Origin of the sequence: Pseudomonas sp. IT-232MI5 (assembly GCF_949767845.1) — a bacterium.
GTDB lineage: Bacteria > Pseudomonadota > Gammaproteobacteria > Pseudomonadales > Pseudomonadaceae > Aquipseudomonas.
Genome location: NZ_CATKQE010000011.1, coordinates 521,804 through 542,760, shown reverse-complemented (window position 1 = coordinate 542,760; position 20,957 = coordinate 521,804). Strand labels below are relative to the sequence as shown.

Here is a 20,957-nt window from a genome sequence, read left to right as displayed (position 1 = left end):
TTTGGAGACTTTGAATCTGACCAGCCGGTTGAGAAGCGTGCCGCTGAGTATTTTGGCTGAGGGGTTTCCAATCATGCTTTCGGCTTTTAATGAGCTGGTGCGGGAGTTGCGTGGGGCCGGCATTGGGATCAAGGAGCAGGTGCTATTAGAGAATAAGGTGGTGATTGATGAGGACTGTGCTGATTTGTTTGTGGTGCGGTTCGGGGATTGTTTGAGTGGGATTCGCTATTCGTCTGCGGGGCAGTTCACGTGTAGTTCGGTGACGGTTCGCGGGGTGGATGTGGTTTGGCTGACGTTGGCCAGGGGGCAGATGCAATGATTGTTGGCCCCGAGCGTGCGGCGGTACGGGTATGAGTGGCTTGCGCAGTAAGGGGCCGGAGTTGTTGGTTGATTTGACGGAGCATGTGGCTGCTTCGTTGGTTGAGTTGGTGTCGATGGAGGATGAGGCGGCTCGGCATGTGGCTAAAGAGGTGGCCGATCGGATGGCGGCGCATTGGGGTGGGCAGAATGTCTATTTCCCGATGGGGCTGGCGGGGAAGCTTAGTCGGCGGGATCGGCAGATTTTTGAGGAGTTCAATGGGACGAATCATAGTGATCTGGCGAGGAAGTATGCGGTGTCGCTGCAGTGGATTTATAAGATCGTGAAGGCGGTGCGCAAGGATGAGGTGGCGCGTCGTCAGGTGGATATGTTCGCCCCGTCGGTTGATGACTGACGGGGCGTTTTTCGTTGCGCTGGGTGCAAGGGAATTGCAGGGGGTGTCCCGGTTTGGGTCGGGGTGGACCGGAATGGGTCGGGTTTATCGCGCGTTTTGGGTATGATTTAGGTCACGCGTTAACATACACCGACTTGCAATACCGAGTCGAACTCAGGTTTGAAAAGCACAGAGATCGGCTCCCATATCCCCTCGCTCACTAGGGTAGAGGGGACTGACCGAGTTGATTGTTTGAGGTACACCGACTTGCAATACCGAGTCGAACTCAGGTTTTGAAAAGCATAGAGATCGGCTCCCTTTCCCCCTCGCCCCCTTGGGGGAGAGGGCTGGGGTGAGGGGGGAAAGCTTTTAGCCGTGCGGCAAAGCCAGCGGCGGAGCGAAGTCGAACGGCGCCAATGCGTAACCGCTTTCATCCACCTGCAACGCCCAACCCTGCCGATCCCAATCCCCCAACACAATCCGCTTCGCCGCCTGCTCACCGAGCTGCAGCTTGTGAATCGCCGGGCGATGGGTGTGCCCGTGGATCAGGGTTTTCACGCCAAATTCCTGCATGATCCGCGGAATCTCTTCAGGCGTGACATCGACAATGTCATTGGCCTTCATCCGCGTCTGTGCCTTGCTTTCGCTGCGCAGCTTGCGCGCCAGTTTGTGGCGGCTGCTCAAGGGCAGGTTACGCAGGATGAACAGCGTGATCGGATTACGCAGATAACGCCGCAGCTTCATATAGCCGACGTCGCGGGTGCAGAGGCTGTCGCCGTGCATCAACAGCACCGGCTCGCCGTAAAACTGCACGACACTCGGATCCTTCAGCAAGGTGCAGCCAGCCTGTTTACAGAAGGCCTTGCCAAGCATGAAGTCGCGATTGCCGTGCATCAGAAAAATCGCCGTGCCACTGTCGCTGAGTTCGCGCAGGGCCTGGCAGATGGAACGCTGGAAGGGCGTCATGGCGTCGTCGCCAATCCACGCTTCGAAGAAGTCGCCGAGAATGTACAGCGCACTCGCCGAGCGGGCGCGTCCGGCGAGCAAATCCAGAAACGCCCGGGTAATGTCCGGGCGCTCCTCTTCCAGATGCAAGTCTGAAATCAGCAATATCACGCTTCGATGATCTCGGCTTTCTCGATGATCACGTCGTCTTTTGGCACGTCCTGGTGACCGGCCTTGGAGGTAGTGGCAACGCCTTCGATCTTGTCGACGACATCAGTGCCGGCAACCACTTTACCGAATACGGCGTAGCCCCAGCCCTGAGCGGTCTTGGCGGTGTGGTTGAGGAAGCTGTTGTTGGTGGCGTTGATGAAGAACTGCGCCGAGGCCGAATGCGGGTCCATGGTGCGAGCCATGGCCAGGGTGTACTTCTCGTTCTTCAGGCCGTTGTCGGCTTCGTTCTGGATGCTTGGGCGCTTGTCTTTCTTTTCTTGCATGCCAGGCTCGAAACCGCCGCCCTGGATCATGAAGCCCTTGATCACGCGGTGGAATACCACGTTCTCGTAGTGACCGTTTTTAACGTATTCGAGGAAGTTGGCAGCGGTGATCGGCGCTTTTTCCGCGTCCAGTTCGATGACGATGTCGCCGTAGTTGGTGGTCAGTTTGACTTGAGTCATGATCGCTACTCTTTATAAGGAATTCGTGGGTAATGGGACATTTCGACCCGTTACCGGTTCAGCCCATCGGCCAAGGTGCGCAGTTTAGCGTGACAGGCGCGAATTTCGAGGCAGTTTTTCCAAATCCCTGCGATTAAATGCGCTCCTTTATAGGCCGTGCTCTGTCAGCCCCTTGACAGCATCGGCTATGATAGCGGCTTTGTTTTGTCTGGCCCCCTCTGCGGCCGCGCACATGTAAGTCAAGGATCCTATGAGCAAGCCCACTGTCGACCCTACCTCGAATGCCAAGTCCGGCCCTGCCGTGCCGGTCAATTTCCTGCGGCCGATCATCCAGGCAGACCTGGACTCGGGCAAGCACACCCAGATCGTCACCCGTTTCCCGCCGGAGCCCAACGGCTACCTGCACATCGGCCACGCCAAGTCGATCTGCGTGAACTTCGGCCTGGCCCAGGAGTTCGGCGGCGTCACGCACCTGCGTTTCGACGACACCAACCCGGCCAAGGAAGATCAGGAATACATCGACGCGATCGAAGCCGACGTCAAATGGCTGGGCTTTGAGTGGTCCGGCGAAGTGCGCTACGCCTCGCAGTATTTCGACCAGTTGCACGATTGGGCCGTCGAGCTGATCAAGGCCGGCAAGGCCTACGTCGACGACCTGACCCCGGAGCAGGCCAAGGAGTACCGTGGCAGCCTGACCGAGCCGGGCAAGAACAGCCCGTTCCGCGACCGTTCGGTAGAAGAAAACCTCGACTGGTTTGCGCGCATGCGTGCCGGTGAGTTTCCGGACGGCGCCCGCGTGCTGCGTGCCAAAATCGATATGGCCTCGCCGAACATGAACCTGCGTGATCCGATCATGTATCGCATCCGTCACGCGCATCACCACCAGACCGGTGACAAGTGGTGCATCTACCCGAACTACGACTTCACCCACGGTCAGTCGGACGCCATCGAAGGCATCACCCACTCGATCTGCACCCTGGAATTCGAAAGCCATCGTCCGCTGTACGAGTGGTTCCTCGACGCCTTGCCAGTGCCGGCGCACCCGCGTCAGTACGAGTTCAGCCGTCTGAACCTCAACTACACCATCACCAGCAAGCGCAAGCTCAAGCAACTGGTCGATGAAAAGCACGTCAACGGCTGGGACGATCCGCGCATGTCCACGCTGTCGGGTTTCCGCCGCCGTGGCTACACGCCGAAGTCGATCCGCAACTTCTGCGAAATGGTCGGCACCAACCGTTCCGATGGCGTGGTTGACTTCGGCATGCTCGAATTCAGCATCCGTGACGACCTCGATCACACCGCGCCACGCGCCATGTGCGTGCTGCGTCCGCTGAAAGTCGTCATCACCAACTACCCGGAAGGCCAGGTCGAAAACCTCGAACTGCCGCGCCACCCGAAAGAAGACATGGGCGTACGCGCGCTGCCATTCGCTCGGGAAATCTACATCGACCGTGACGACTTCATGGAAGAGCCACCGAAGGGCTACAAGCGCCTGGAACCGGCCGGTGAAGTGCGTCTGCGCGGCAGCTACGTGATCCGTGCCGACGAAGCGATCAAGGACGCCGATGGCAACATCGTCGAACTGCGTTGCTCGTACGATCCGGAAACCCTCGGCAAGAACCCTGAAGGCCGCAAGGTCAAAGGCGTGATCCACTGGGTGCCGGCCGCGGCCAGCGTCGAGTGCGAAGTGCGTCTGTACGATCGCCTGTTCCGTTCGGCCAACCCTGAGAAGGCTGAAGACAGCGCGAGTTTCCTCGACAACATCAACCCTGATTCGCTGCAGGTACTCACCGGTTGTCGTGCTGAGCCATCGCTTGGCAATGCACAGCCGGAAGACCGGTTCCAGTTCGAGCGCGAAGGCTACTTCGTCGCGGATTTGAAGGACTCGAAACCAGGTCAGCCGGTATTCAACCGTACCGTGACCCTGCGTGATTCGTGGGGCCAGTGATTCAGCGTCAAAGGAAATAACGTGCTAACGATCTACAACACGCTCACCAAGAGCAAAGAAGTCTTCAAGCCGCTGGATGGCAACAAGGTGCGCATGTACGTCTGCGGGATGACCGTGTACGACTACTGCCACCTCGGCCACGGCCGCAGCATGGTCGCGTTCGACCTGGTGACCCGCTGGTTGCGGTTCAGCGGTTACGACCTGACCTACGTGCGCAACATCACCGACATCGACGACAAGATCATCAATCGCGCCAACGAGAACGGTGAATCGTTCGAAGCGTTGACCGAGCGCATGATCGCCGCGATGCACGAAGACGAAGCGCGCCTGAACATCAAGAAGCCGGACATGGAGCCGCGCGCCACGGATCATATTCCGGGCATGCACGCGATGATCCAGACCTTGATCGACAAGGGCTACGCCTACGCTCCGGGCAATGGCGACGTGTACTACCGCGTCGCCAAATTCATGGGCTACGGCAAACTGTCGCGCAAGAAAATCGAAGACCTGCGCATCGGCGCCCGCATCGAAGTCGACGAGTCGAAACAGGACCCGCTTGACTTCGTCCTGTGGAAAGCCGCCAAACCGGGCGAGCCAAGCTGGGAATCGCCGTGGGGCGCCGGGCGTCCGGGCTGGCACATCGAGTGCTCGGTGATGTCCACCTGCTGCCTCGGCGAGACCTTCGACATTCATGGCGGCGGCAGCGATCTTGAGTTCCCGCACCACGAAAACGAAATCGCCCAGAGCGAAGCGGCCACCGGCAAGACCTACGCCAATGCGTGGATGCATTGCGGCATGATTCGCATCAATGGCGAGAAGATGTCCAAGTCCTTGAACAACTTCTTCACCATTCGCGACGTGCTGGAAAAGTACCACCCTGAGGTCGTGCGTTACCTGCTGGTGTCGAGCCACTACCGCAGCGCGATCAACTACTCGGAAGACAACCTCAAGGACGCCAAAGGCGCTCTGGAGCGTTTCTATCACGCGTTGAAAGGCCTGCCGACTGTGGCGCCTGCTGGCGGCGAAGCGTTTGTTGAACGCTTCACTGCGGTGATGAACGACGACTTCGGTACGCCGGAAGCCTGTGCCGTGCTGTTCGAGATGGTGCGTGAGATCAACCGTCTGCGCGAGAGCGATCTTGATGCAGCGGCAGGTCTGGCGGCGCGTCTGAAAGAGCTGGCGAGTGTGCTGGGTGTGTTGCAGTTGGAAGCGGATGACTTCCTGCAGGCGGGCGCTGAAGGGCGTGTCGATGCGGCTGAGGTTGATGCGTTGATTGCGGCGCGTCTGGCGGCACGTGCGGGTAAGGATTGGGCTGAGTCCGATCGGATTCGTGATCAGCTGACGGCGATGGGTGTTGTGTTGGAAGACGGTAAGGGTGGGACTACCTGGCGTTTGGCTGACTGATCGATGTGTTTGGCTTCAAAACAAAACCCGCCTTGTGCGGGTTTTTGTTTGGGCGCAAGAAAAGCCCCTCACCCTAACCCTCTCCCAGGGGGAGAGGGGACCGAATGGGTGATGCTCAGGAAATACGCCGACTTGAACGTGCTGCTTTGAATCCATAATCGACTGGTTTTTTCAGGTCGATGTACAACGCCAGACACCTCGGTCAGCTCCCTCGGGGAGAGGGGACTGAATGGGGGATGCTCAAGAGATACGCCGAATTGAAAGTTTTTCTCCGAATCCATAATCGACTCGGTCTTTCAGGTCGATGTACAACGCCAGATACCGCGGTCGGCTCCCTCTCCCTCCGGGAGAGGGCTGGGGTGAGGGTTGCTTTTGACGTTCGCGTAGGTCTTGATGTCGGCAACGCGTTCAGCAGGATGCTGATCAGCGACGATCATCTAAGGGAAACACCATGGCCAATCACTATCGCGAACTGCTAACGACCCCCGGCGCCACCGGGCTAGTGCTCGCGAGTTCCATCGCCCGATTGCCACAGGCAATGATCGGCATCGGCATCATCACCATGCTCGTGCAGCAAACCGGTGTGTACTGGCTGGCCGGCACAGTCGCCGGTACATTCACCCTGGCCAACGCGCTGCTCGGCCCGCACATCTCGAAACTGGTCGATCGACATGGCCAGAGCCGCGTGCTGCCCATAGTCACGGCGTTCAGCATTGTCATGTTGCTGGCACTGATCATCGCCGTCTACTTGCGCGCGCCAGCCGCACTGCTGTTTGTGCTGGCGGCACTGGCGGGGACGATGCCGAGCATGCCGTCGATGATCCGCGCGCGATGGTCGCAATTGTTCCGGGGCAAGCCGCAACTGCACACGGCGTTTTCGCTGGACACGGTCCTCACCGAAATGGCCTACATCGTCGGTCCGCCGCTGGCGATCGGTTTGAGCGTGAGCTTTTTCGCTGAAGCCGGGCCATTGGTCGCGGTCGGGCTGCTGGCCGTCGGGGTGACGGCGTTTCTCCTGCAACGCGAGACTGAACCCAAGGTTGTTGTGGGCCACGCCAGCCATAGCGGCTCAACCCTGCTGATTCCCGGCGTGCGCACCATTGTCCTCGCGTTGTTGGCGATGGGGGTTATTGGTGGAGCAATCGATGTCGCCGTTGTGGCCTTCGCCAATGCGCAGGGCTGGCCAGCCTCCGCAACCTTCATCCTCGCAGCCTATGCGTTTGGTTCATTGGTGGCGGGCCTGACGTTCGGTGCGATGAGGGTTTCGCTGGCGATCGAAAAACAGTTCCTGATCGGGATATTGGTCACGGCGTTCACCGGTGTACTGCCTGTTTTTGCAACGGATGTTTATGTGCTGACAGCGGCGCTGTTTATCGCGGGCATCTCATTTGCGCCGACGATGGTCGTGGTGATGAAAATGGGGACGATCATTATTCCTCCGTCGCGGATCACGGAGGGGCTGACATGGATGACTACCGGTATCAGCGTTGGTGTTGCGCTCGGCGGCATGCTGGCAGGGTTGGTTATTGATGCCTTCGGCGCGCGCGCGGGATTTGCGGTGGCTATTGGTGCGGGATTGATGATGGTGGGGGTTGTGCTGGTGGGGTTGCGCACATTGGAGGCGGCTTCGGTTGCGCATGTTGAGCCAGAACTTTCGCCCTCACCCTAGCCCTCTCCCCCAGGAGAGGGGACTGATTGGGGGATGTTCAAGAGATACGCCGACCTGAACGTGCTGTGCCGAATCCATAATCGACCGGGTGTTTCAGGTCGATGTACAACGCCAGACACCTCGGTCGGCTCCCTCTACCTCCGGGAGAGGGATGGGCGGGCGGCGTTCCGATGAGGGGAAGGGGTTCACTCAACCTTCAATCTGCCGCAACCGTTTATAGAGCGTATTGCGGCTAACACCCAAACGTCGCGCCAGATGCGAAATATTGCCCCCGGAAGCCTTCAACTCCCGGTTCAACGCTTCCACATCATTCAAATCCAGCCCCAACGGCGCCGCGCTCTCAACCGGCTCCATCTCCAGATCCACAAAAAAATCATCCGGCAAATGCTCCAGCCTCACCGGCTGTTCCTCAGCCATCGCCAACGCCACCTGCATCACACTACTGACCTGACGCAAATTCCCCGGCCACGGATGACGGCTGAACAGCTCCAGCACTTCCTGGCTCAACCCCGCCCACTGCGTCGGTTCACGATGCTGTTCCCACAATCGCTTAAACAACGCCTCCTTGTCACTGCGCTCCCTCAGCGGCGGCAGTTCCAGCGTCAGTCCACCAATGCGGTAATACAAATCCTCACGAAACCGCCCCAATTGCACTTGTTCACGCAGAGAACGGTTAGTCGCCGAAATAATCCGCAAATCCACCGGGAACAATTCGCTACTGCCCACCGGTTGCACGCAGCGCTCCTGCAACACCCGCAACAACCGCGCCTGCGTCGGCAACGGCATATCGCCAATCTCGTCGAGAAACAGCGTGCCTTTGTCCGCCTTGCGAATCAGCCCGATGCTGCCTTTCTGATTCGCGCCGGTGAACGCGCCTTTCTCGTAGCCAAATAACTCGGACTCGACCAGCTCGGCGGGGATCGCCGCACAATTGACGGCAATGAACGCCTGTTTGCTCCGTGAGCTGGCCTGGTGCAGGGCTTTGACGAAGACCTCTTTGCCGACCCCGGTTTCGCCATGGATCAGCAGCGGAATGTCTTTCTCCAGTAACCGCTCAGCCTGCCGCACGGCTTTTTCCACGCGACTGTCGCCGAAGTGCAGGGTGTTGAGGCTGATCGCGGTGGGCGCGGCGGTTTTGGGTTCGGCAGCAAAAACGCGCGGCTGAATTGACGCCTGTTTCGGCCGCTTCAACAAACACTGGAATCGGTTGCGCCCAGAGGTCTGCAAGGCAAACGGCAAGCCGTCCGGCTGGTTGATCAATTCCAGCAGCGACACTTTGAACAGGCTCTCAACGCTGACCCGCGACAACCGCACGCCGAGCAGATTGTCGGCCCGCCGATTGGCCGACAGCACCTGACCGCTCTCATCAAAGATCAACAACCCGGCCCACTGACTGTCGAGGTTGTTCAACCCGGTGTTGAAGGTCAGTTGAAAATGCTGGCCATGGAACAGGTTGAGGATCAGCCGGTTCTCCACGGTCTGGCTCATCATCTTGACCATGCCCAGGGTGTGTGAGGGCGGCAGATAGCTGTCGCTGGACACGTCGAGCACCGCGATCACCTTGCGCTCGGCGTCGAAAATCGGCGCGGCGGACCCGGTCATGAAGCGGTTGGCTTTCAGAAAGTGTTCATCGTGTTCAATGTGCACCGCTTGCTCACACGCCAGTGCCGTGCCGATCGCATTGGTGCCGCTGCAGCGCTCCATCCAGCTCGCCCCGGCCTGAAAGCCCCGGGCCAGATTCGGCTCGATAAAGCGTTGCGTGCCCCACGAGGTCAGCACCTGGCCCTGATTGTCAGCGAGCATGATCAGGCAGTTGGAGTTGCTGAGGATGTTTTCGTAGTAGGGCAGGACTTCCTGGTGCGTGGTCTGCACCAGTGAATGATGGCTGTCGAGCAACTGCGCAATGCCGGCGGCGGGCAGTTGATCGAAGGCCGGCGTGCTTTGGTGGTCGAGACCGAACGCGCGACAACGTTGCCAGGACGTCTGGACGATCGCGTCGTGGGACAGCGGCGGGGCAAGTGCGGCCATGGCAGTCAGCCTCTGATGCAGCATTCTTATTATTGTTATTCGATCCTACAGGGGGATCGGTTCGCAAAAAGCGTTCATAGAGTGTTGTTCACTATTGTTCATTGTCAATCGGTCAACTGTTCAAATGTGTTCAGCAATGAACGCCGTTTCCCCACGCTTTCACCGATTTTCGCGTCAAATCAATCACTTAGTATCTTTGGCACGAAACTCGCTCCCGTGCACAGGTCGATTGACTCCAATAATAAAAAGGCCGAGCCATGTCACTCACCCTGGAGCACGTCAGCCGTACCGTCGAGGGCCAGACCTGGATCGACGATGCGTGCCTGAAATTCGAACCCGGTTCGTTCAACGTTTTGCTCGGCCGCACCCTGTCCGGCAAAACCAGCCTCATGCGTTTAATGGCCGGGCTCGATAAGCCCGACAGCGGTCGCATCCTGATGAACGGCGTCGACGTCACCCAGCGCCCGGTGCGTTTGCGCAACGTGTCGATGGTTTATCAGCAGTTCATCAACTACCCGACCATGACCGTGTTCGAGAACATCGCCTCGCCGCTGCGGCAGGCCGGTGTCTCGAAAGAGATCATCCATAGCAAAGTGCAGGAAACTGCGAAGATGCTGCGCATCGAGAAGTTTCTGCAGCGCTATCCGCTGGAGCTGTCCGGCGGTCAACAGCAGCGCACGGCCATGGCCCGCGCGTTGGTCAAGGACGCCGAGCTGATCCTGTTCGATGAGCCGCTGGTCAACCTCGACTACAAACTGCGCGAAGAACTGCGTCAGGAAATGCGCGAGCTGTTCAAGGCGCGCCACACCATCGCGATCTACGCCACCACCGAACCCAACGAAGCGCTGGCACTCGGCGGCACCACGACGATTCTTCACGAAGGCCGGGTGATTCAGAGCGGCCCGTCGACTTCGGTCTATCACCAGCCGCAAACCGTGCTCGCCGCCGAATTGTTCTCCGAACCGCCGATCAACCTGATGCCCGGGCGCATTGCCGGTAACGAAGTGAGTTTTGCCAACTTCGTACACTTCCCGTTGAACGTCGATCTGCGCCCGGTGGGCGAGGGCGCGTTCCGCTTTGGCGTGCGCCCCAGCCACATCTCGCTGGTGCCGAGCAACGATGACGACCTCGAACTGGCAGTCACCGTCGAAGTCGCCGAGATCAGCGGTTCGGAAACCTTCCTGCATGTGCGCAACGAGCATTTCCTGCTGGTGCTGCACTTGCCCGGCGTTCACGAATACGACGTCGATGCGCCAATCCGAATTTACATCCCGACTCACAAACTGTTCGTTTTCGATGCGCAGGGCCGTCTGGTGCAAGCACCGGGCCGGCGTGTCGCGAGGGTTGCCTGATGGCCGAAATCCGTTTGCAGCACCTCGCCCACAGCTACAGCAAAACCCCCAGCGGCGCCGAGGATTACGCGATCCGCGAGATGGATCACGTCTGGGAACAGGGCGGCGCTTACGCCTTGCTCGGGCCGTCGGGTTGCGGCAAATCAACTTTGCTCAACATCATCTCCGGCCTGCTCAGCCCTTCGCAGGGGCATGTGTTGTTCGACGGTAAAGCGGTCAACGACCTGACGCCGGAGAAGCGCAACATCGCCCAGGTTTTCCAGTTTCCGGTGGTCTACGACACCATGACCGTGTTCGATAACCTGGCTTTCCCCCTGCGCAATCAGGGCATGGCCGAGGCGAAAGTGCACAGCAAGGTGCAGGAAATTGCCGAAGTGCTCGACCTGCAAAACCTCTTGAGCAAAAAGGCGCGCAACCTCACCGCCGACGAAAAACAGAAAGTCTCGATGGGCCGTGGTCTGGTGCGTGACGATGTCTCGGCGATCCTCTTCGATGAACCGCTGACGGTGATCGACCCGCACCTGAAGTGGAAACTGCGGCGCAAGCTCAAGCAGATCCACGAGCAGTTCAACATCACCATGGTCTACGTGACCCACGATCAACTGGAGGCCTCGACCTTCGCCGACAAGATTGCGGTGATGTACGGCGGTCAGATCGTCCAGTTCGGCACGCCACGGGAATTGTTCGAGCGGCCGAGCCACACCTTTGTCGGCTATTTCATCGGCAGCCCCGGGATGAACCTGATCGAGGTGCAGCCGCAGCCCGGCGGCGTCGGTTTCGCCTCGACGCACCTGCCGTTGTCCGACGCCATGCAGCGCCATATCGAACACGGTCAGTGGAAAAATCTGAAGGTCGGCATCCGCCCGGAGTTTATTCATGTCTGGGACGAGCCGTTTGATGACGCGATGCAGGCCAGGGTCGTACACGTCGAAGACCTCGGCACCTACAAGATCATGACCCTCGACCTCGATGGCGCGCCGTTGAAAGTGCGACTGGCCGAAGACAAACCGGTGCCGCAGGGCACGGCGTACATCAGTTTCCCGGCGCAGTGGTTGATGGTTTATGCCGATGAATTTCTGCTCGAAGCCGACGATGAGGTGCAGCCATGAACAAGGTGCAGAACAACAAGGCCTGGTGGCTGGTGTTGCCGGTGTTCCTGCTGGTGGCATTCAGTGCGGTGATCCCGATGATGACCGTGGTCAACTACTCGGTGCAGGACATCTTCGACCAGTCCAGCCGCTACTTCGTCGGCGCCGACTGGTACAAACAAGTGCTGCTCGATCCACGTTTGCACGACTCATTACTGCGCCAGTTCATCTACTCCGCGTGTGTGTTGCTGATCGAAATTCCGCTGGGCATTGCCGTTGCGCTGACCATGCCGACCAAGGGCCGCTGGTCGTCGGTGGTGCTGATCATTCTGGCGATTCCGTTGCTGATCCCGTGGAACGTGGTCGGCACCATCTGGCAGATCTTCGGCCGTGCCGACATCGGTCTGTTGGGTTCGAGCCTCAACGCGATGGGCATCAGCTACAACTATGCGGCCAACACCATGGACGCCTGGGTGACAGTGCTGGTGATGGACGTCTGGCACTGGACTTCGCTGGTGGCGCTGTTGTGTTTCTCCGGGTTGCGGGCGATTCCCGACGTGTATTACCAGGCCGCGCGGATCGACCGGGCCTCGGCCTGGGCGGTGTTCCGCCATATCCAATTGCCCAAACTGAAGAGCGTGCTGCTGATCGCGGTGATGCTGCGGTTTATGGACAGTTTCATGATCTACACCGAGCCGTTCGTGCTCACCGGCGGCGGGCCGGGCAATGCCACGACCTTCCTGAGTCAGACGTTGACCCAGATGGCCGTAGGGCAATTCGACCTCGGTCCGGCAGCGGCGTTTTCGCTGGTGTACTTCCTGATCATCCTGTTGGTGTCCTGGCTGTTTTACACCGCCATGACGCACTCCGACGCCAACCGCTGAGGCCCGGCCATGAGCAAGAGAAAGCTGATTCCATTGCTGGTGTACATCCTGTTCCTGCTGGTGCCGATCTACTGGCTGCTGAACATGTCGTTCAAGAGCAACACCGAAATCCTTGGTGGCCTCACACTTTTCCCACAGGACTTCACGCTGGCGAACTACAAGGTGATCTTCACCGATCCGAGCTGGTACACCGGATATCTGAACTCGCTGTATTACGTCAGCCTGAACACGGTGATCTCGCTGAGCGTGGCGTTGCCGGCGGCGTATGCGTTTTCGCGCTACCGTTTTCTCGGCGACAAGCACCTGTTTTTCTGGCTGCTGACCAACCGCATGGCGCCGCCGGCGGTGTTTCTGCTGCCGTTTTTCCAGTTGTATTCGTCGATTGGGCTGTTCGATACGCACATTGCCGTGGCCTTGGCGCATTGCCTGTTTAACGTGCCATTGGCGGTGTGGATTCTCGAAGGCTTCATGTCTGGCGTTCCAAAAGAAATCGACGAAACCGCCTACATCGACGGCTACAGTTTTCCCAAGTTCTTCGTGAAGATTTTCATCCCGCTGATCGGCTCCGGCATCGGTGTCACGGCGTTTTTCTGCTTCATGTTTTCCTGGGTCGAACTGCTGCTCGCGCGCACGTTGACCTCGGTAAACGCCAAGCCGATTGCGGCGGTGATGACGCGCACGGTGTCGGCGTCGGGTATCGATTGGGGCGTGCTGGCAGCGGCGGGGGTGTTGACCATTCTGCCGGGCATGCTGGTGATCTGGTTTGTTCGCAACCACGTGGCCAAGGGCTTTGCCCTCGGTCGGGTCTGAGGAGCTGATGATGGAATGGATGAGCTGGACCACGCCTACCGCAGCATTCTTCATCGTCATCGGCCTGATTCTGGTCGGCATGACCACTTGGGAATTGCGCTCGCCGAGCATCCTGCGGCGAGGTTTTCTGCCGATTGCCACCACCCGTGGCGATCGCTTGTTTATCGGTCTTCTCGGCAGCGCCTACCTGCATTTGCTGGTGATCGGCGCCACCGACTGGAGCATCTGGGTGGCGTCCGCGTTGTCCCTGGTGTGGCTGTTGGCTGTGATGCGTTGGGGCTAGTCGAGTCGTTCGGCAATGCGGCTCCACAACTTAAACAGGAGGTCTCTATGTTCGACAAAAACAATAAGCTGCGACATAGCATTTCATTGGCAGCCATGCTGGCACTCAGCGGTTTGAGCGCATCGGCCTGGGCCGATGCCTACGAGGACGCGGCGAAAAAATGGATCGGCAGTGAATTCAAACCGTCGACCCTGACGGCCGAGCAGCAACTCGAAGAACTGAAGTGGTTCATCAAGGCCGCCGAGCCGTTTCGCGGCATGGACATCAAGGTCGTTTCCGAGACCCTGACCACCCACGAATACGAGTCGAAAGTGCTGGCCAAGGCCTTCAGCGAAATCACCGGGATCAAACTCACCCACGACCTGCTGCAAGAAGGCGACGTGGTCGAGAAAATGCAGACGGTGATGCAGTCCGACAAGAACATCTATGACGGCTGGGTCAACGACTCGGACCTGATCGGTACGCACTTTCGCTACGGCAAGACCGAATCGATCACCGACCTGATGGCCAACGAAGGCAAGAACTTCACTTCGCCGACGCTCGATATCAAGGACTTCATCGGCATCTCGTTCACCACCGCGCCGGACGGCAAGATCTATCAATTGCCCGACCAGCAATTCGCCAACCTCTACTGGTTCCGCGCCGACTGGTTCGAGCGTGCCGATCTGAAAGCCAAGTTCAAGGAAAAATACGGCTACGAATTGGGCGTGCCGGTGAACTGGTCGGCCTATGAAGACATCGCCAAATTCTTCAGCGAAGACGTCAAGGAAATCGACGGCAAACGTGTGTACGGGCACATGGACTACGGCAAGAAAGACCCGTCGCTGGGCTGGCGTTTCACCGATGCCTGGTTCTCCATGGCCGGCGGCGGCGACAAGGGCATTCCCAACGGCTTGCCGGTGGACGAGTGGGGGATTCGTGTTGAGGATTGCCATCCGGTCGGCTCCAGTGTGACCCGTGGCGGCGATACCAACGGCCCGGCCGCGGTGTTCGCCACCACCAAGTATGTCGACTGGTTGAAGAAGTACGCGCCACCGGAAGCGGCGGGCATGACCTTCTCCGAGTCGGGCCCGGTGCCGTCGCAGGGCAACATTGCTCAGCAGATCTTCTGGTACACCGCGTTCACCGCCGACATGACCAAACCGGGCCTGCCGGTGGTCAACGCCGACGGCACGCCGAAATGGCGCATGGCGCCATCGCCGCGCGGGCCGTATTGGGAGGAGGGCATGAAGCTCGGTTATCAGGACGTGGGTTCGTGGACGTTCATGAAATCCACGCCTGAAAAGCAGAAACTCGCGGCTTGGCTGTACGCGCAGTTTGTGACCTCGAAAACCGTGTCGCTGAAGAAAACCATCGTTGGCCTGACGCCGATTCGCGAGTCGGACATCAACTCGCAGGCGATGACCGATCTGGCGCCGAAACTCGGTGGCCTGGTCGAGTTCTACCGCAGCCCGGCCCGCGTGCAATGGACCCCGACCGGCACCAACGTGCCGGACTACCCGCGTTTGGCGCAACTGTGGTGGAGCCACATCGCCGAAGCGGCCAGCGGCGAGAAGACCCCGCAACAGGCGCTGGATGGCTTGGCCAAGGATCAGGACGCGATCATGACGCGTCTGGAACGCTCCAAAGCCCAGGCGGTTTGTGCACCGAAGATGAATCCGGAGCGCGATGCTCAGTACTGGTTTGATCAACCGGGCGCACCGAAACCGAAACTGGCCAACGAGAAGCCGAAAGGCGAGACCGTGAGCTACAACGAACTGCTGAAATCGTGGGCGGATGCGCGTAAGTGATAGTGGAACTGTGAAAGGCGAACGGCACCGGAAGGTGCCGTTTTTTTTTGCTGCCTGATCTACCGCTTTCGCTTGCAGGCAAGCTCCCACAGGTTTCTGTGATGTTCACAAACTCCGGGCACGCCGCAGATCACTGTGGGAGCTGGCTTGCCAGCGATTCGATCTGACATTCAACATTGATATCGACCGACCCGCCGCCATCGCTGGCAAGCCAGGCTCCCACAGTTTTCTGTGATGTTCACAAACTCCGGGCACGCCGCAAATCACTGTGGGAGCTTGCCTGCAAGCGAAGAGGCCGTTGGCGGCACCGAAGGAAACCCGAGCCGGAACACGGTCATCGCCCCCGGCAAGCTCTTAACCTCCGCTACACCCTGATGCAGGCTCATGATCGAGCGCACGATCGCCAGGCCCAGCCCGGTGCTGCCCTGCGAGCGCGAGCGGCTGCTGTCGACACGGTAGAAGCGGTCGAACAGATGTGGCAGGTGTTGCGCCTCGATCCCGGCACCGGGGTTGCTGACCAACAGGGAGGCCTGGGTCGCACCTTGTTCGATCAGCAACGTCACGGTTTTCCCGTTCGGGCAGTGGCGCAGCGCATTCGACAACAGATTGGAAATTGCCCGCTGAATCATCAGCCGATCGCCCATTACCGTCGCACTGCCAACGACATTCAAGTGAATGTTCTTATCCTGCGCCGACAGCGAAAACATCTCAGCGACCTTCGCCGCCTCGTCCTCCAGCGCCACCGATTCAAACGGCGCCAGCGCCGACGGATGACTGACCTGCGCGAGAAACAACATGTCCGAGACAATCCGCGCCACGCGCTCCAGTTCCTCGGTGCACGACACCAGCACGTCCTTGTATTCCTCGGTCGTGCGCTCGCGGGACAAGGTCACCTGCGCTTTGCCCATCAGGTTGTTGATCGGCGTGCGCAGCTCATGCGCCAGGTCATCGGAGAACTGCGACAACTGCTGCACTCCTGCATCGAGCCGATGCAGCATGAAGTTGATGCCTTGCGCCAATTCGCTCAACTCCTGCGGCATGTTCACCACGGACAGCCGGTGTTCCAGATCCTGGGTCGAGACCATCGCCGCGACCTTGCGAAACTCGCGCAACGGCGCCAAGCCACGCTGCACCGCACCCCAAGCGGTCAGACCGATAAACACCAGCAACAACGGCAAGGCAATCAGCGTTGAGCGCAGATAGGCGCTGAGCAGAGCCTCATCGTGGGCGTTATCCACTGACAGCAGCACCGGCACGCTGCTGCTGTCCTTGAGGCGAATCAGTTTCGAGGCGGTGAGGAATTTCTTGCCTTCCGCGTCGGTGCTGTCGCTGTAAGTCAGTTGATCGGTGGTGGCGCGCACCGCTTTCAATTCGACGCGCGGATCGCTCAATCCCGAGCCGGATTTGAGCAGCGGCGAGCGCTGATTGAGGCGGTCATAAATGGTCAGCGTGAGGTTGTCATGCCCCATCACCTGATCGAGCAGAATATGCGGCTTGCCGGTGATTTCATTGGCATCGACGTACAACGACAGGCTGTGTTCGACCTGCGCCATCTTCTTTTCCAGGCTGTCTCTGGCAAGCGAATTCAGCTCATGGGTCAACGCGAAATAGGCAAGGATCGCGAGGAACACCACCAATAGCGCGCCAAGAATACTCACCGTCAAACCTAGGCGCATCGACAGGCTGGAGGGCTTCATTCCCGTGCCTCCAGCACATAGCCGACACCGCGCAGGGTGTGAATCAGTTTGCTGTCGAACGGGTCGTCAATCTTCGCCCGCAAGCGACGGATCGACACCTCAACGACATTGGTGTCGCAGTCGAAATTCATGTCCCACACCAGCGAGATAATTTGTGTGCGCGTCAGCACTTCGCCGGACTGACGCATCAGCAGATGCAGCAGGGCGAACTCCTTGGTGGTCAGGTCAATACGCTGCGCGCCTCGAAACGCGCGATGGCGGCCCGGATCGAGTTCCAGATCGGCGACTTTCAGCACCTGCGGCACCGGGATGTTTTCACTGCGACGCATCAAGGTGCGCACCCGCGCCAGCAGTTCGGGGAACTCGAACGGCTTGACCAGATAATCGTCAGCGCCCAGATCAAGACCACGAATCTTGTCCGCCAGACGCCCGCGCGCGGTGAGCATCATCACCCGCGTCGAAAGGGTGCGACGCAGTTGTTCCAGCACGCCCCAGCCGTCGAGTTCCGGCAGGTTCACATCGAGAATAATCAGGTCATAGGCCTGTTGTTGCGCCAGATGCAAGCCATCGGCGCCAGTGGCCGCGTGGTCAACGACATAACCACTTTCGGTCAAACCCTGATGCAAGTATTCGGCAGCTTTAAGCTCGTCCTCGACGACAAGGATTCGCATGATCTTTCACCACTTTTATTTAATGGGTATTTAATTAAAAAGGCCCCTCACCCTAGCCCTCTCCCGGGGGGAGAGGGGACTGAATGCGGGATATTTCAGAACTACGCCGACGTGAAAAAACATTACTGAATCCATAATCGACTAGATGTAACAGGTCGATATATAACGCCAGACATCTCGGTCGGCTCCCTCTCCCTCTGGGAGAGGGCTGGGGTGAGGGGAAGTCCGGACGATAAAGGTTGTAGTGGCTACAGGGTCAACCACCAAGCGCTTTAAAACGGTGCTCTGCGACAGTCGGTCGCAGCACAAACCATAAAATTCCCATCAGTTTGATTCCGGCAAGTGTAATTCAGCAGATAACTACCGTGTTTTTGTTTCGATGTATTTCGATAAAACCATTTGCACTTCGCATCCTAGAACAAAACAACTTCGGCAAACCGTGGATAACGGATTTGTAATGTTCCAGTCACCTTGTCGATAAGTTCAAAACCCTACCGTGGCGGCATCCGAGATTCTTCAATAAAGGAAGTCTTCCATTGCCCGGTTTAATAGAACTGACGGCGCGATCACGCCTGAAAAAAACCGCCAGCGGCATCCTGTTGTTGGCCTGTACCAGCCTTGCGAACGCAGCGACCCTGACGCTGGAGCAAGCCCTGCAAAGTGCCTTCGCCGGCAACCCGGAACTGGCCGCTGCGCAATGGGAAATCGGCATCGCCGAAGGTGACCGCCAACAGGCCGGCCTGATCCCCAACCCCGAAGTGTCGTGGGAAGCCGAAGACACTCGCCGCGAGTCGCGCACAACCACGGTGATGCTCAGTCAGCCGATCGAACTGGGTGGCAAGCGCGGCGCACGGATCGACGTTGCCAGCCGCGCGCAAGATGCCGCCGGGATTGAATTGGAGCGCAAACACAATGCCTTGCGTGCCGATGTGATTCAGGCGTTCAACAGTGCGCAAACCGCGCAGCAGCGTTTGCAGCTGTCCCGGCAATCCCTGCAATTGGCCGAGCACGGAGTGCGCGTGGCGCAAGGGCGGATCGAGGCGGGTAAATCGTCGCCGGTCGAGGGCACGCGGGCGCAAGTGCAGCTCTCGGAAGTGCGCCTTGAACTGAGCCGCGCCGAACGTGATCAGGCCACCGCGTACCAACAATTGGCGCAGGTCATGGGCGCGCCTCTACCGACCTCGACCAAGGTGCAGGCGCCCACGCAAAGCATGCCGGCCGTTCCACCACCGACAAGATTGCTCGAGCGTCTGAACGAAACCGCCGAACTGCGTCTGGCCAAGTTGCAGATCGATCAGCGCGAAGCATCGCTGGGCCTGGAAAAGTCCCAGCGCATCCCCGATCTCACCGTGAGCATCGGCAGCCAATACAGCGAAACCGAGCGCGAGCGGGTCAACGTGGTCGGGCTGTCGATGCCGATTCCGCTGTTCAACCGCAATCAGGGCAACGTCCTCGCGGCCGCCCGCCGAACCGATCAGGCACGGGATCTGCGCAACGCCACCGAGTTGCGTTTGCGCACGGAAATCCAGACCAGTCTCGAGCAATGGCAGACCGCCAACGGCGAAGTCACCGCGTTCAACCAGATCATCCTGCCCGCCGCGCAAAGTGCGGTCGACAGCGCCACGCGCGGTTTCGAAATGGGCAAGTTCGGCTTTCTCGATGTGCTCGATGCGCAACGAACATTGATCAGCGCTCGTAGCCAGTACATCCAGGCCGTCAGCGAAGCTACCGACGCCCGCGTACGCATCGAACGAATTTTTGGCGACCTCAGCGTCAGCCGTTGAATTTCATTTTTCAGACAACTGCGCGATGGCTCGGCGCAGAGGAGTTTCCATGGATAAAAAACTGATGGTGGTCGCGGTGGCGACGTTGGCGCTGGGCATTGGTATCGGCTCGCAGTGGTCAGGTAACGCAAGCATCGACGCGCATGCCGACGAGACTTCTGAGCATGCCGATCACGCCGAAGAAGGTGCAGCGGCTGAACATGCCGAAGAAGGGCACATCGAATTGAGCGCCGAGCAGATCACGGCTGCCGGTATTCAACTCGCCGAAGCTCGGGCGCAAAACATCAGCCGCGGCCTGCCATTCCCCGGCGAAGTGCGCTTCGACGAAGACCGCACCGCCCACGTCGTGCCGCGCGTTCCGGGCGTGGTCGAGTCGGTGGCGGTCAACCTCGGGCAAACCGTGAAGAAGGGCCAGTTGCTGGCGGTGATCGCCAGTCAGCAGATCTCCGATCAACGCAGCGAACAGGCCGCCGCGCAACGTCGCCTGGCCCTGGCGCGCACCACCTATGAGCGCGAGAAAAAGCTGTGGCAGGACAAGATCTCCGCCGAGCAGGATTTCCTCCAGGCGCGCCAGGCGTTGCAGGAAGCGGAAATCGCCGTGAGCAATGCGCGGCAAAAGATCAGCGTGCTCAGCGGCAGCGTGGTCGCCACTGGCGGCAACCGCTACGAATTGCGCGCACCGTTCGACGGCGTGGTTGTGGAAAAACATCTGACGCCGGGGGAAGTCGTTGATGAAAGTACAGCGGCGTTTACCCTCTCGGATCTGTCGCGAGTGTGGGTGACGTTCGGCGTGTCACCGAAGGATTTGAACAAGGTTCAAGTAGGCAAAGCGGTCACCGTCAGCGCCCCGGAGTTGAACGCAGAAGTGGTCGGCAGCGTGGCTTACGTCGGCAGCTTGCTCGGCGAACAAACCCGCACCGCGACCGTCCGCGTCACCCTGGAAAATCCACAAGGCTCGTGGCGCCCCGGTCTGTTCGTCACCGCGCTGGTGGCGACCGACAGCCGCGAAGCGAAAGTCGCCGTGCCGGAAACCGCGATCCAGACCGTCGAGGACAAATCCACGGTGTTCGTGCGTACCGACGACGGTTTCGAAGCGCGCGCGGTTGAGCTGGGCAGCCGTGCCGCCGGCTATGTGGAAATTACTCAAGGGCTGGAACCGGGCGCGCAAGTCGCCAGCGCCGGCAGCTTCGTCCTCAAATCGGAACTGGGCAAAGCCTCAGCCGAGCACAGTCATTAAT

General features: G+C 59.2%; 18 protein-coding genes. 13 read left to right on the top strand and 5 right to left on the bottom strand.

What is annotated here, in order from left to right; genetic code table 11:
• Position 1: 1 nt before the first annotated feature.
• Together ACM6JQ_RS11325 and ACM6JQ_RS11320 are read left to right on the top strand one after the other, a co-directional pair.
• Complete coding sequence (locus tag ACM6JQ_RS11325) at positions 2–319, top strand: hypothetical protein (RefSeq protein ID WP_414893794.1); 318 nt, start codon at positions 2–4, stop codon at positions 317–319.
• 31 nt (positions 320–350) lie between these two features.
• On the top strand, positions 351–713 hold the full coding sequence (locus tag ACM6JQ_RS11320) for a Mor transcription activator family protein (RefSeq protein WP_016987191.1): 363 nt from the start codon (positions 351–353) through the stop codon (positions 711–713).
• Between the two features lie 348 nt (positions 714–1,061).
• On the opposite strand, the gene lpxH is transcribed toward ACM6JQ_RS11320, so the two are convergent.
• Both lpxH and ACM6JQ_RS11310 read right to left on the bottom strand, forming a co-directional pair.
• Complete coding sequence (lpxH, locus tag ACM6JQ_RS11315) at positions 1,062–1,808, bottom strand: UDP-2,3-diacylglucosamine diphosphatase (RefSeq protein WP_007912467.1); 747 nt, start codon at positions 1,806–1,808, stop codon at positions 1,062–1,064.
• Positions 1,805–2,311 carry a peptidylprolyl isomerase gene (locus ACM6JQ_RS11310; protein WP_007912469.1) on the bottom strand — a complete coding sequence of 169 codons (507 nt, stop codon included), beginning with the start codon at positions 2,309–2,311 and terminating at the stop codon, positions 1,805–1,807. Before ACM6JQ_RS11310 ends, lpxH begins: the two co-directional genes overlap by 4 nt.
• 250 nt (positions 2,312–2,561) lie before the next feature.
• On the opposite strand from ACM6JQ_RS11310, the gene ACM6JQ_RS11305 reads away from it, so the two are divergent.
• The 3 genes from ACM6JQ_RS11305 to ACM6JQ_RS11295 all read left to right on the top strand — a co-directional run bounded on the left by ACM6JQ_RS11305 (position 2,562) and on the right by ACM6JQ_RS11295 (position 7,332).
• Positions 2,562–4,259 (top strand): glutamine--tRNA ligase/YqeY domain fusion protein, encoded by a 1,698-nt coding sequence (locus tag ACM6JQ_RS11305; RefSeq protein ID WP_123376214.1) that lies wholly within the window; start codon positions 2,562–2,564, stop codon positions 4,257–4,259.
• Positions 4,260–4,280: 21 nt separating this feature from the next.
• Positions 4,281–5,663: a cysteine--tRNA ligase gene (gene cysS, locus ACM6JQ_RS11300; protein WP_007912474.1), complete on the top strand. Its 1,383-nt coding sequence runs from the start codon at positions 4,281–4,283 to the stop codon at positions 5,661–5,663.
• Between the two features lie 451 nt (positions 5,664–6,114).
• Positions 6,115–7,332 (top strand): MFS transporter, encoded by a 1,218-nt coding sequence (locus ACM6JQ_RS11295; protein ID WP_414893793.1) that lies wholly within the window; start codon positions 6,115–6,117, stop codon positions 7,330–7,332.
• A gap of 189 nt (positions 7,333–7,521) precedes the next feature.
• Here the strand turns inward: ACM6JQ_RS11295 and ACM6JQ_RS11290 are convergent, their stop codons facing one another.
• Complete coding sequence (locus ACM6JQ_RS11290; protein WP_414893792.1) at positions 7,522–9,360, bottom strand: sigma-54-dependent Fis family transcriptional regulator; 1,839 nt, start codon at positions 9,358–9,360, stop codon at positions 7,522–7,524.
• 257 nt (positions 9,361–9,617) lie between these two features.
• Between ACM6JQ_RS11290 and ACM6JQ_RS11285 the strand changes: the two genes are divergently transcribed.
• Genes ACM6JQ_RS11285 through ACM6JQ_RS11260 form a run of 6 tightly spaced genes read left to right on the top strand, consistent with a single transcriptional unit; the run spans position 9,618 to position 15,567 of the window.
• Positions 9,618–10,712: an ABC transporter ATP-binding protein gene (locus tag ACM6JQ_RS11285; RefSeq protein ID WP_095113697.1), complete on the top strand. Its 1,095-nt coding sequence runs from the start codon at positions 9,618–9,620 to the stop codon at positions 10,710–10,712.
• Positions 10,712–11,821: an ABC transporter ATP-binding protein gene (locus ACM6JQ_RS11280; protein ID WP_007912482.1), complete on the top strand. Its 1,110-nt coding sequence runs from the start codon at positions 10,712–10,714 to the stop codon at positions 11,819–11,821. The genes ACM6JQ_RS11285 and ACM6JQ_RS11280 overlap by 1 nt, the downstream gene beginning before the upstream one ends.
• Positions 11,818–12,684 (top strand): carbohydrate ABC transporter permease, encoded by an 867-nt coding sequence (locus tag ACM6JQ_RS11275; RefSeq protein WP_007912484.1) that lies wholly within the window; start codon positions 11,818–11,820, stop codon positions 12,682–12,684. The genes ACM6JQ_RS11280 and ACM6JQ_RS11275 overlap by 4 nt, the downstream gene beginning before the upstream one ends.
• Before the next feature lie 9 nt (positions 12,685–12,693).
• Positions 12,694–13,494, top strand: a complete 801-nt coding sequence (locus tag ACM6JQ_RS11270) for a carbohydrate ABC transporter permease (RefSeq protein WP_003192012.1) — start codon at positions 12,694–12,696, stop codon at positions 13,492–13,494.
• A 10-nt stretch (positions 13,495–13,504) separates the two neighbouring features.
• The gene (locus ACM6JQ_RS11265) at positions 13,505–13,777 is read left to right on the top strand and encodes a DUF2160 domain-containing protein (protein ID WP_007912485.1); all 273 of its coding nucleotides are present in this window, start codon (positions 13,505–13,507) and stop codon (positions 13,775–13,777) included.
• Between the two features lie 47 nt (positions 13,778–13,824).
• Complete coding sequence (locus ACM6JQ_RS11260; protein WP_064389298.1) at positions 13,825–15,567, top strand: ABC transporter substrate-binding protein; 1,743 nt, start codon at positions 13,825–13,827, stop codon at positions 15,565–15,567.
• A gap of 263 nt (positions 15,568–15,830) precedes the next feature.
• Here ACM6JQ_RS11260 and ACM6JQ_RS11255 read toward each other — a convergent pair whose 3' ends face one another.
• Positions 15,831–17,264, bottom strand: coding sequence for a heavy metal sensor histidine kinase (locus tag ACM6JQ_RS11255; protein WP_007920163.1), 1,434 nt, complete (start codon positions 17,262–17,264; stop codon positions 15,831–15,833).
• Positions 17,261–17,935, bottom strand: a complete 675-nt coding sequence (locus ACM6JQ_RS11250) for a heavy metal response regulator transcription factor (protein WP_414893791.1) — start codon at positions 17,933–17,935, stop codon at positions 17,261–17,263. The genes ACM6JQ_RS11255 and ACM6JQ_RS11250 overlap by 4 nt, the downstream gene beginning before the upstream one ends.
• Positions 17,936–18,471: 536 nt before the next feature.
• On the opposite strand from ACM6JQ_RS11250, the gene ACM6JQ_RS11245 reads away from it, so the two are divergent.
• A complete protein-coding gene (locus tag ACM6JQ_RS11245) occupies positions 18,472–19,719 on the top strand; it encodes a TolC family protein (RefSeq protein WP_414893790.1) in 1,248 nt (415 codons plus the stop codon).
• Positions 19,720–19,768: 49 nt separating this feature from the next.
• On the top strand, positions 19,769–20,956 hold the full coding sequence (locus tag ACM6JQ_RS11240; RefSeq protein ID WP_414893789.1) for an efflux RND transporter periplasmic adaptor subunit: 1,188 nt from the start codon (positions 19,769–19,771) through the stop codon (positions 20,954–20,956).
• Position 20,957 lies beyond the last annotated feature (1 nt).

What these genes read in the sequence shown, in the direction of transcription:
- ACM6JQ_RS11320 (WP_016987191.1), top strand. Translation starts at nt 351, where the DNA reads ATGAGTGGCTTGCGCAGTAAGGGGCCGGAGTTGTTGGTTGATTTGACG.
- ACM6JQ_RS11310 (WP_007912469.1), bottom strand. Translation starts at nt 2,311, where the DNA reads ATGACTCAAGTCAAACTGACCACCAACTACGGCGACATCGTCATCGAA.
- ACM6JQ_RS11305 (WP_123376214.1), top strand. Translation starts at nt 2,562, where the DNA reads ATGAGCAAGCCCACTGTCGACCCTACCTCGAATGCCAAGTCCGGCCCT.
- ACM6JQ_RS11295 (WP_414893793.1), top strand. Translation starts at nt 6,115, where the DNA reads ATGGCCAATCACTATCGCGAACTGCTAACGACCCCCGGCGCCACCGGG.
- ACM6JQ_RS11290 (WP_414893792.1), bottom strand. Translation starts at nt 9,360, where the DNA reads ATGGCCGCACTTGCCCCGCCGCTGTCCCACGACGCGATCGTCCAGACG.
- ACM6JQ_RS11285 (WP_095113697.1), top strand. Translation starts at nt 9,618, where the DNA reads ATGTCACTCACCCTGGAGCACGTCAGCCGTACCGTCGAGGGCCAGACC.
- ACM6JQ_RS11280 (WP_007912482.1), top strand. Translation starts at nt 10,712, where the DNA reads ATGGCCGAAATCCGTTTGCAGCACCTCGCCCACAGCTACAGCAAAACC.
- ACM6JQ_RS11275 (WP_007912484.1), top strand. Translation starts at nt 11,818, where the DNA reads ATGAACAAGGTGCAGAACAACAAGGCCTGGTGGCTGGTGTTGCCGGTG.
- ACM6JQ_RS11270 (WP_003192012.1), top strand. Translation starts at nt 12,694, where the DNA reads ATGAGCAAGAGAAAGCTGATTCCATTGCTGGTGTACATCCTGTTCCTG.
- ACM6JQ_RS11265 (WP_007912485.1), top strand. Translation starts at nt 13,505, where the DNA reads ATGGAATGGATGAGCTGGACCACGCCTACCGCAGCATTCTTCATCGTC.
- ACM6JQ_RS11260 (WP_064389298.1), top strand. Translation starts at nt 13,825, where the DNA reads ATGTTCGACAAAAACAATAAGCTGCGACATAGCATTTCATTGGCAGCC.
- ACM6JQ_RS11255 (WP_007920163.1), bottom strand. Translation starts at nt 17,264, where the DNA reads ATGAAGCCCTCCAGCCTGTCGATGCGCCTAGGTTTGACGGTGAGTATT.
- ACM6JQ_RS11250 (WP_414893791.1), bottom strand. Translation starts at nt 17,935, where the DNA reads ATGCGAATCCTTGTCGTCGAGGACGAGCTTAAAGCTGCCGAATACTTG.
- ACM6JQ_RS11240 (WP_414893789.1), top strand. Translation starts at nt 19,769, where the DNA reads ATGGATAAAAAACTGATGGTGGTCGCGGTGGCGACGTTGGCGCTGGGC.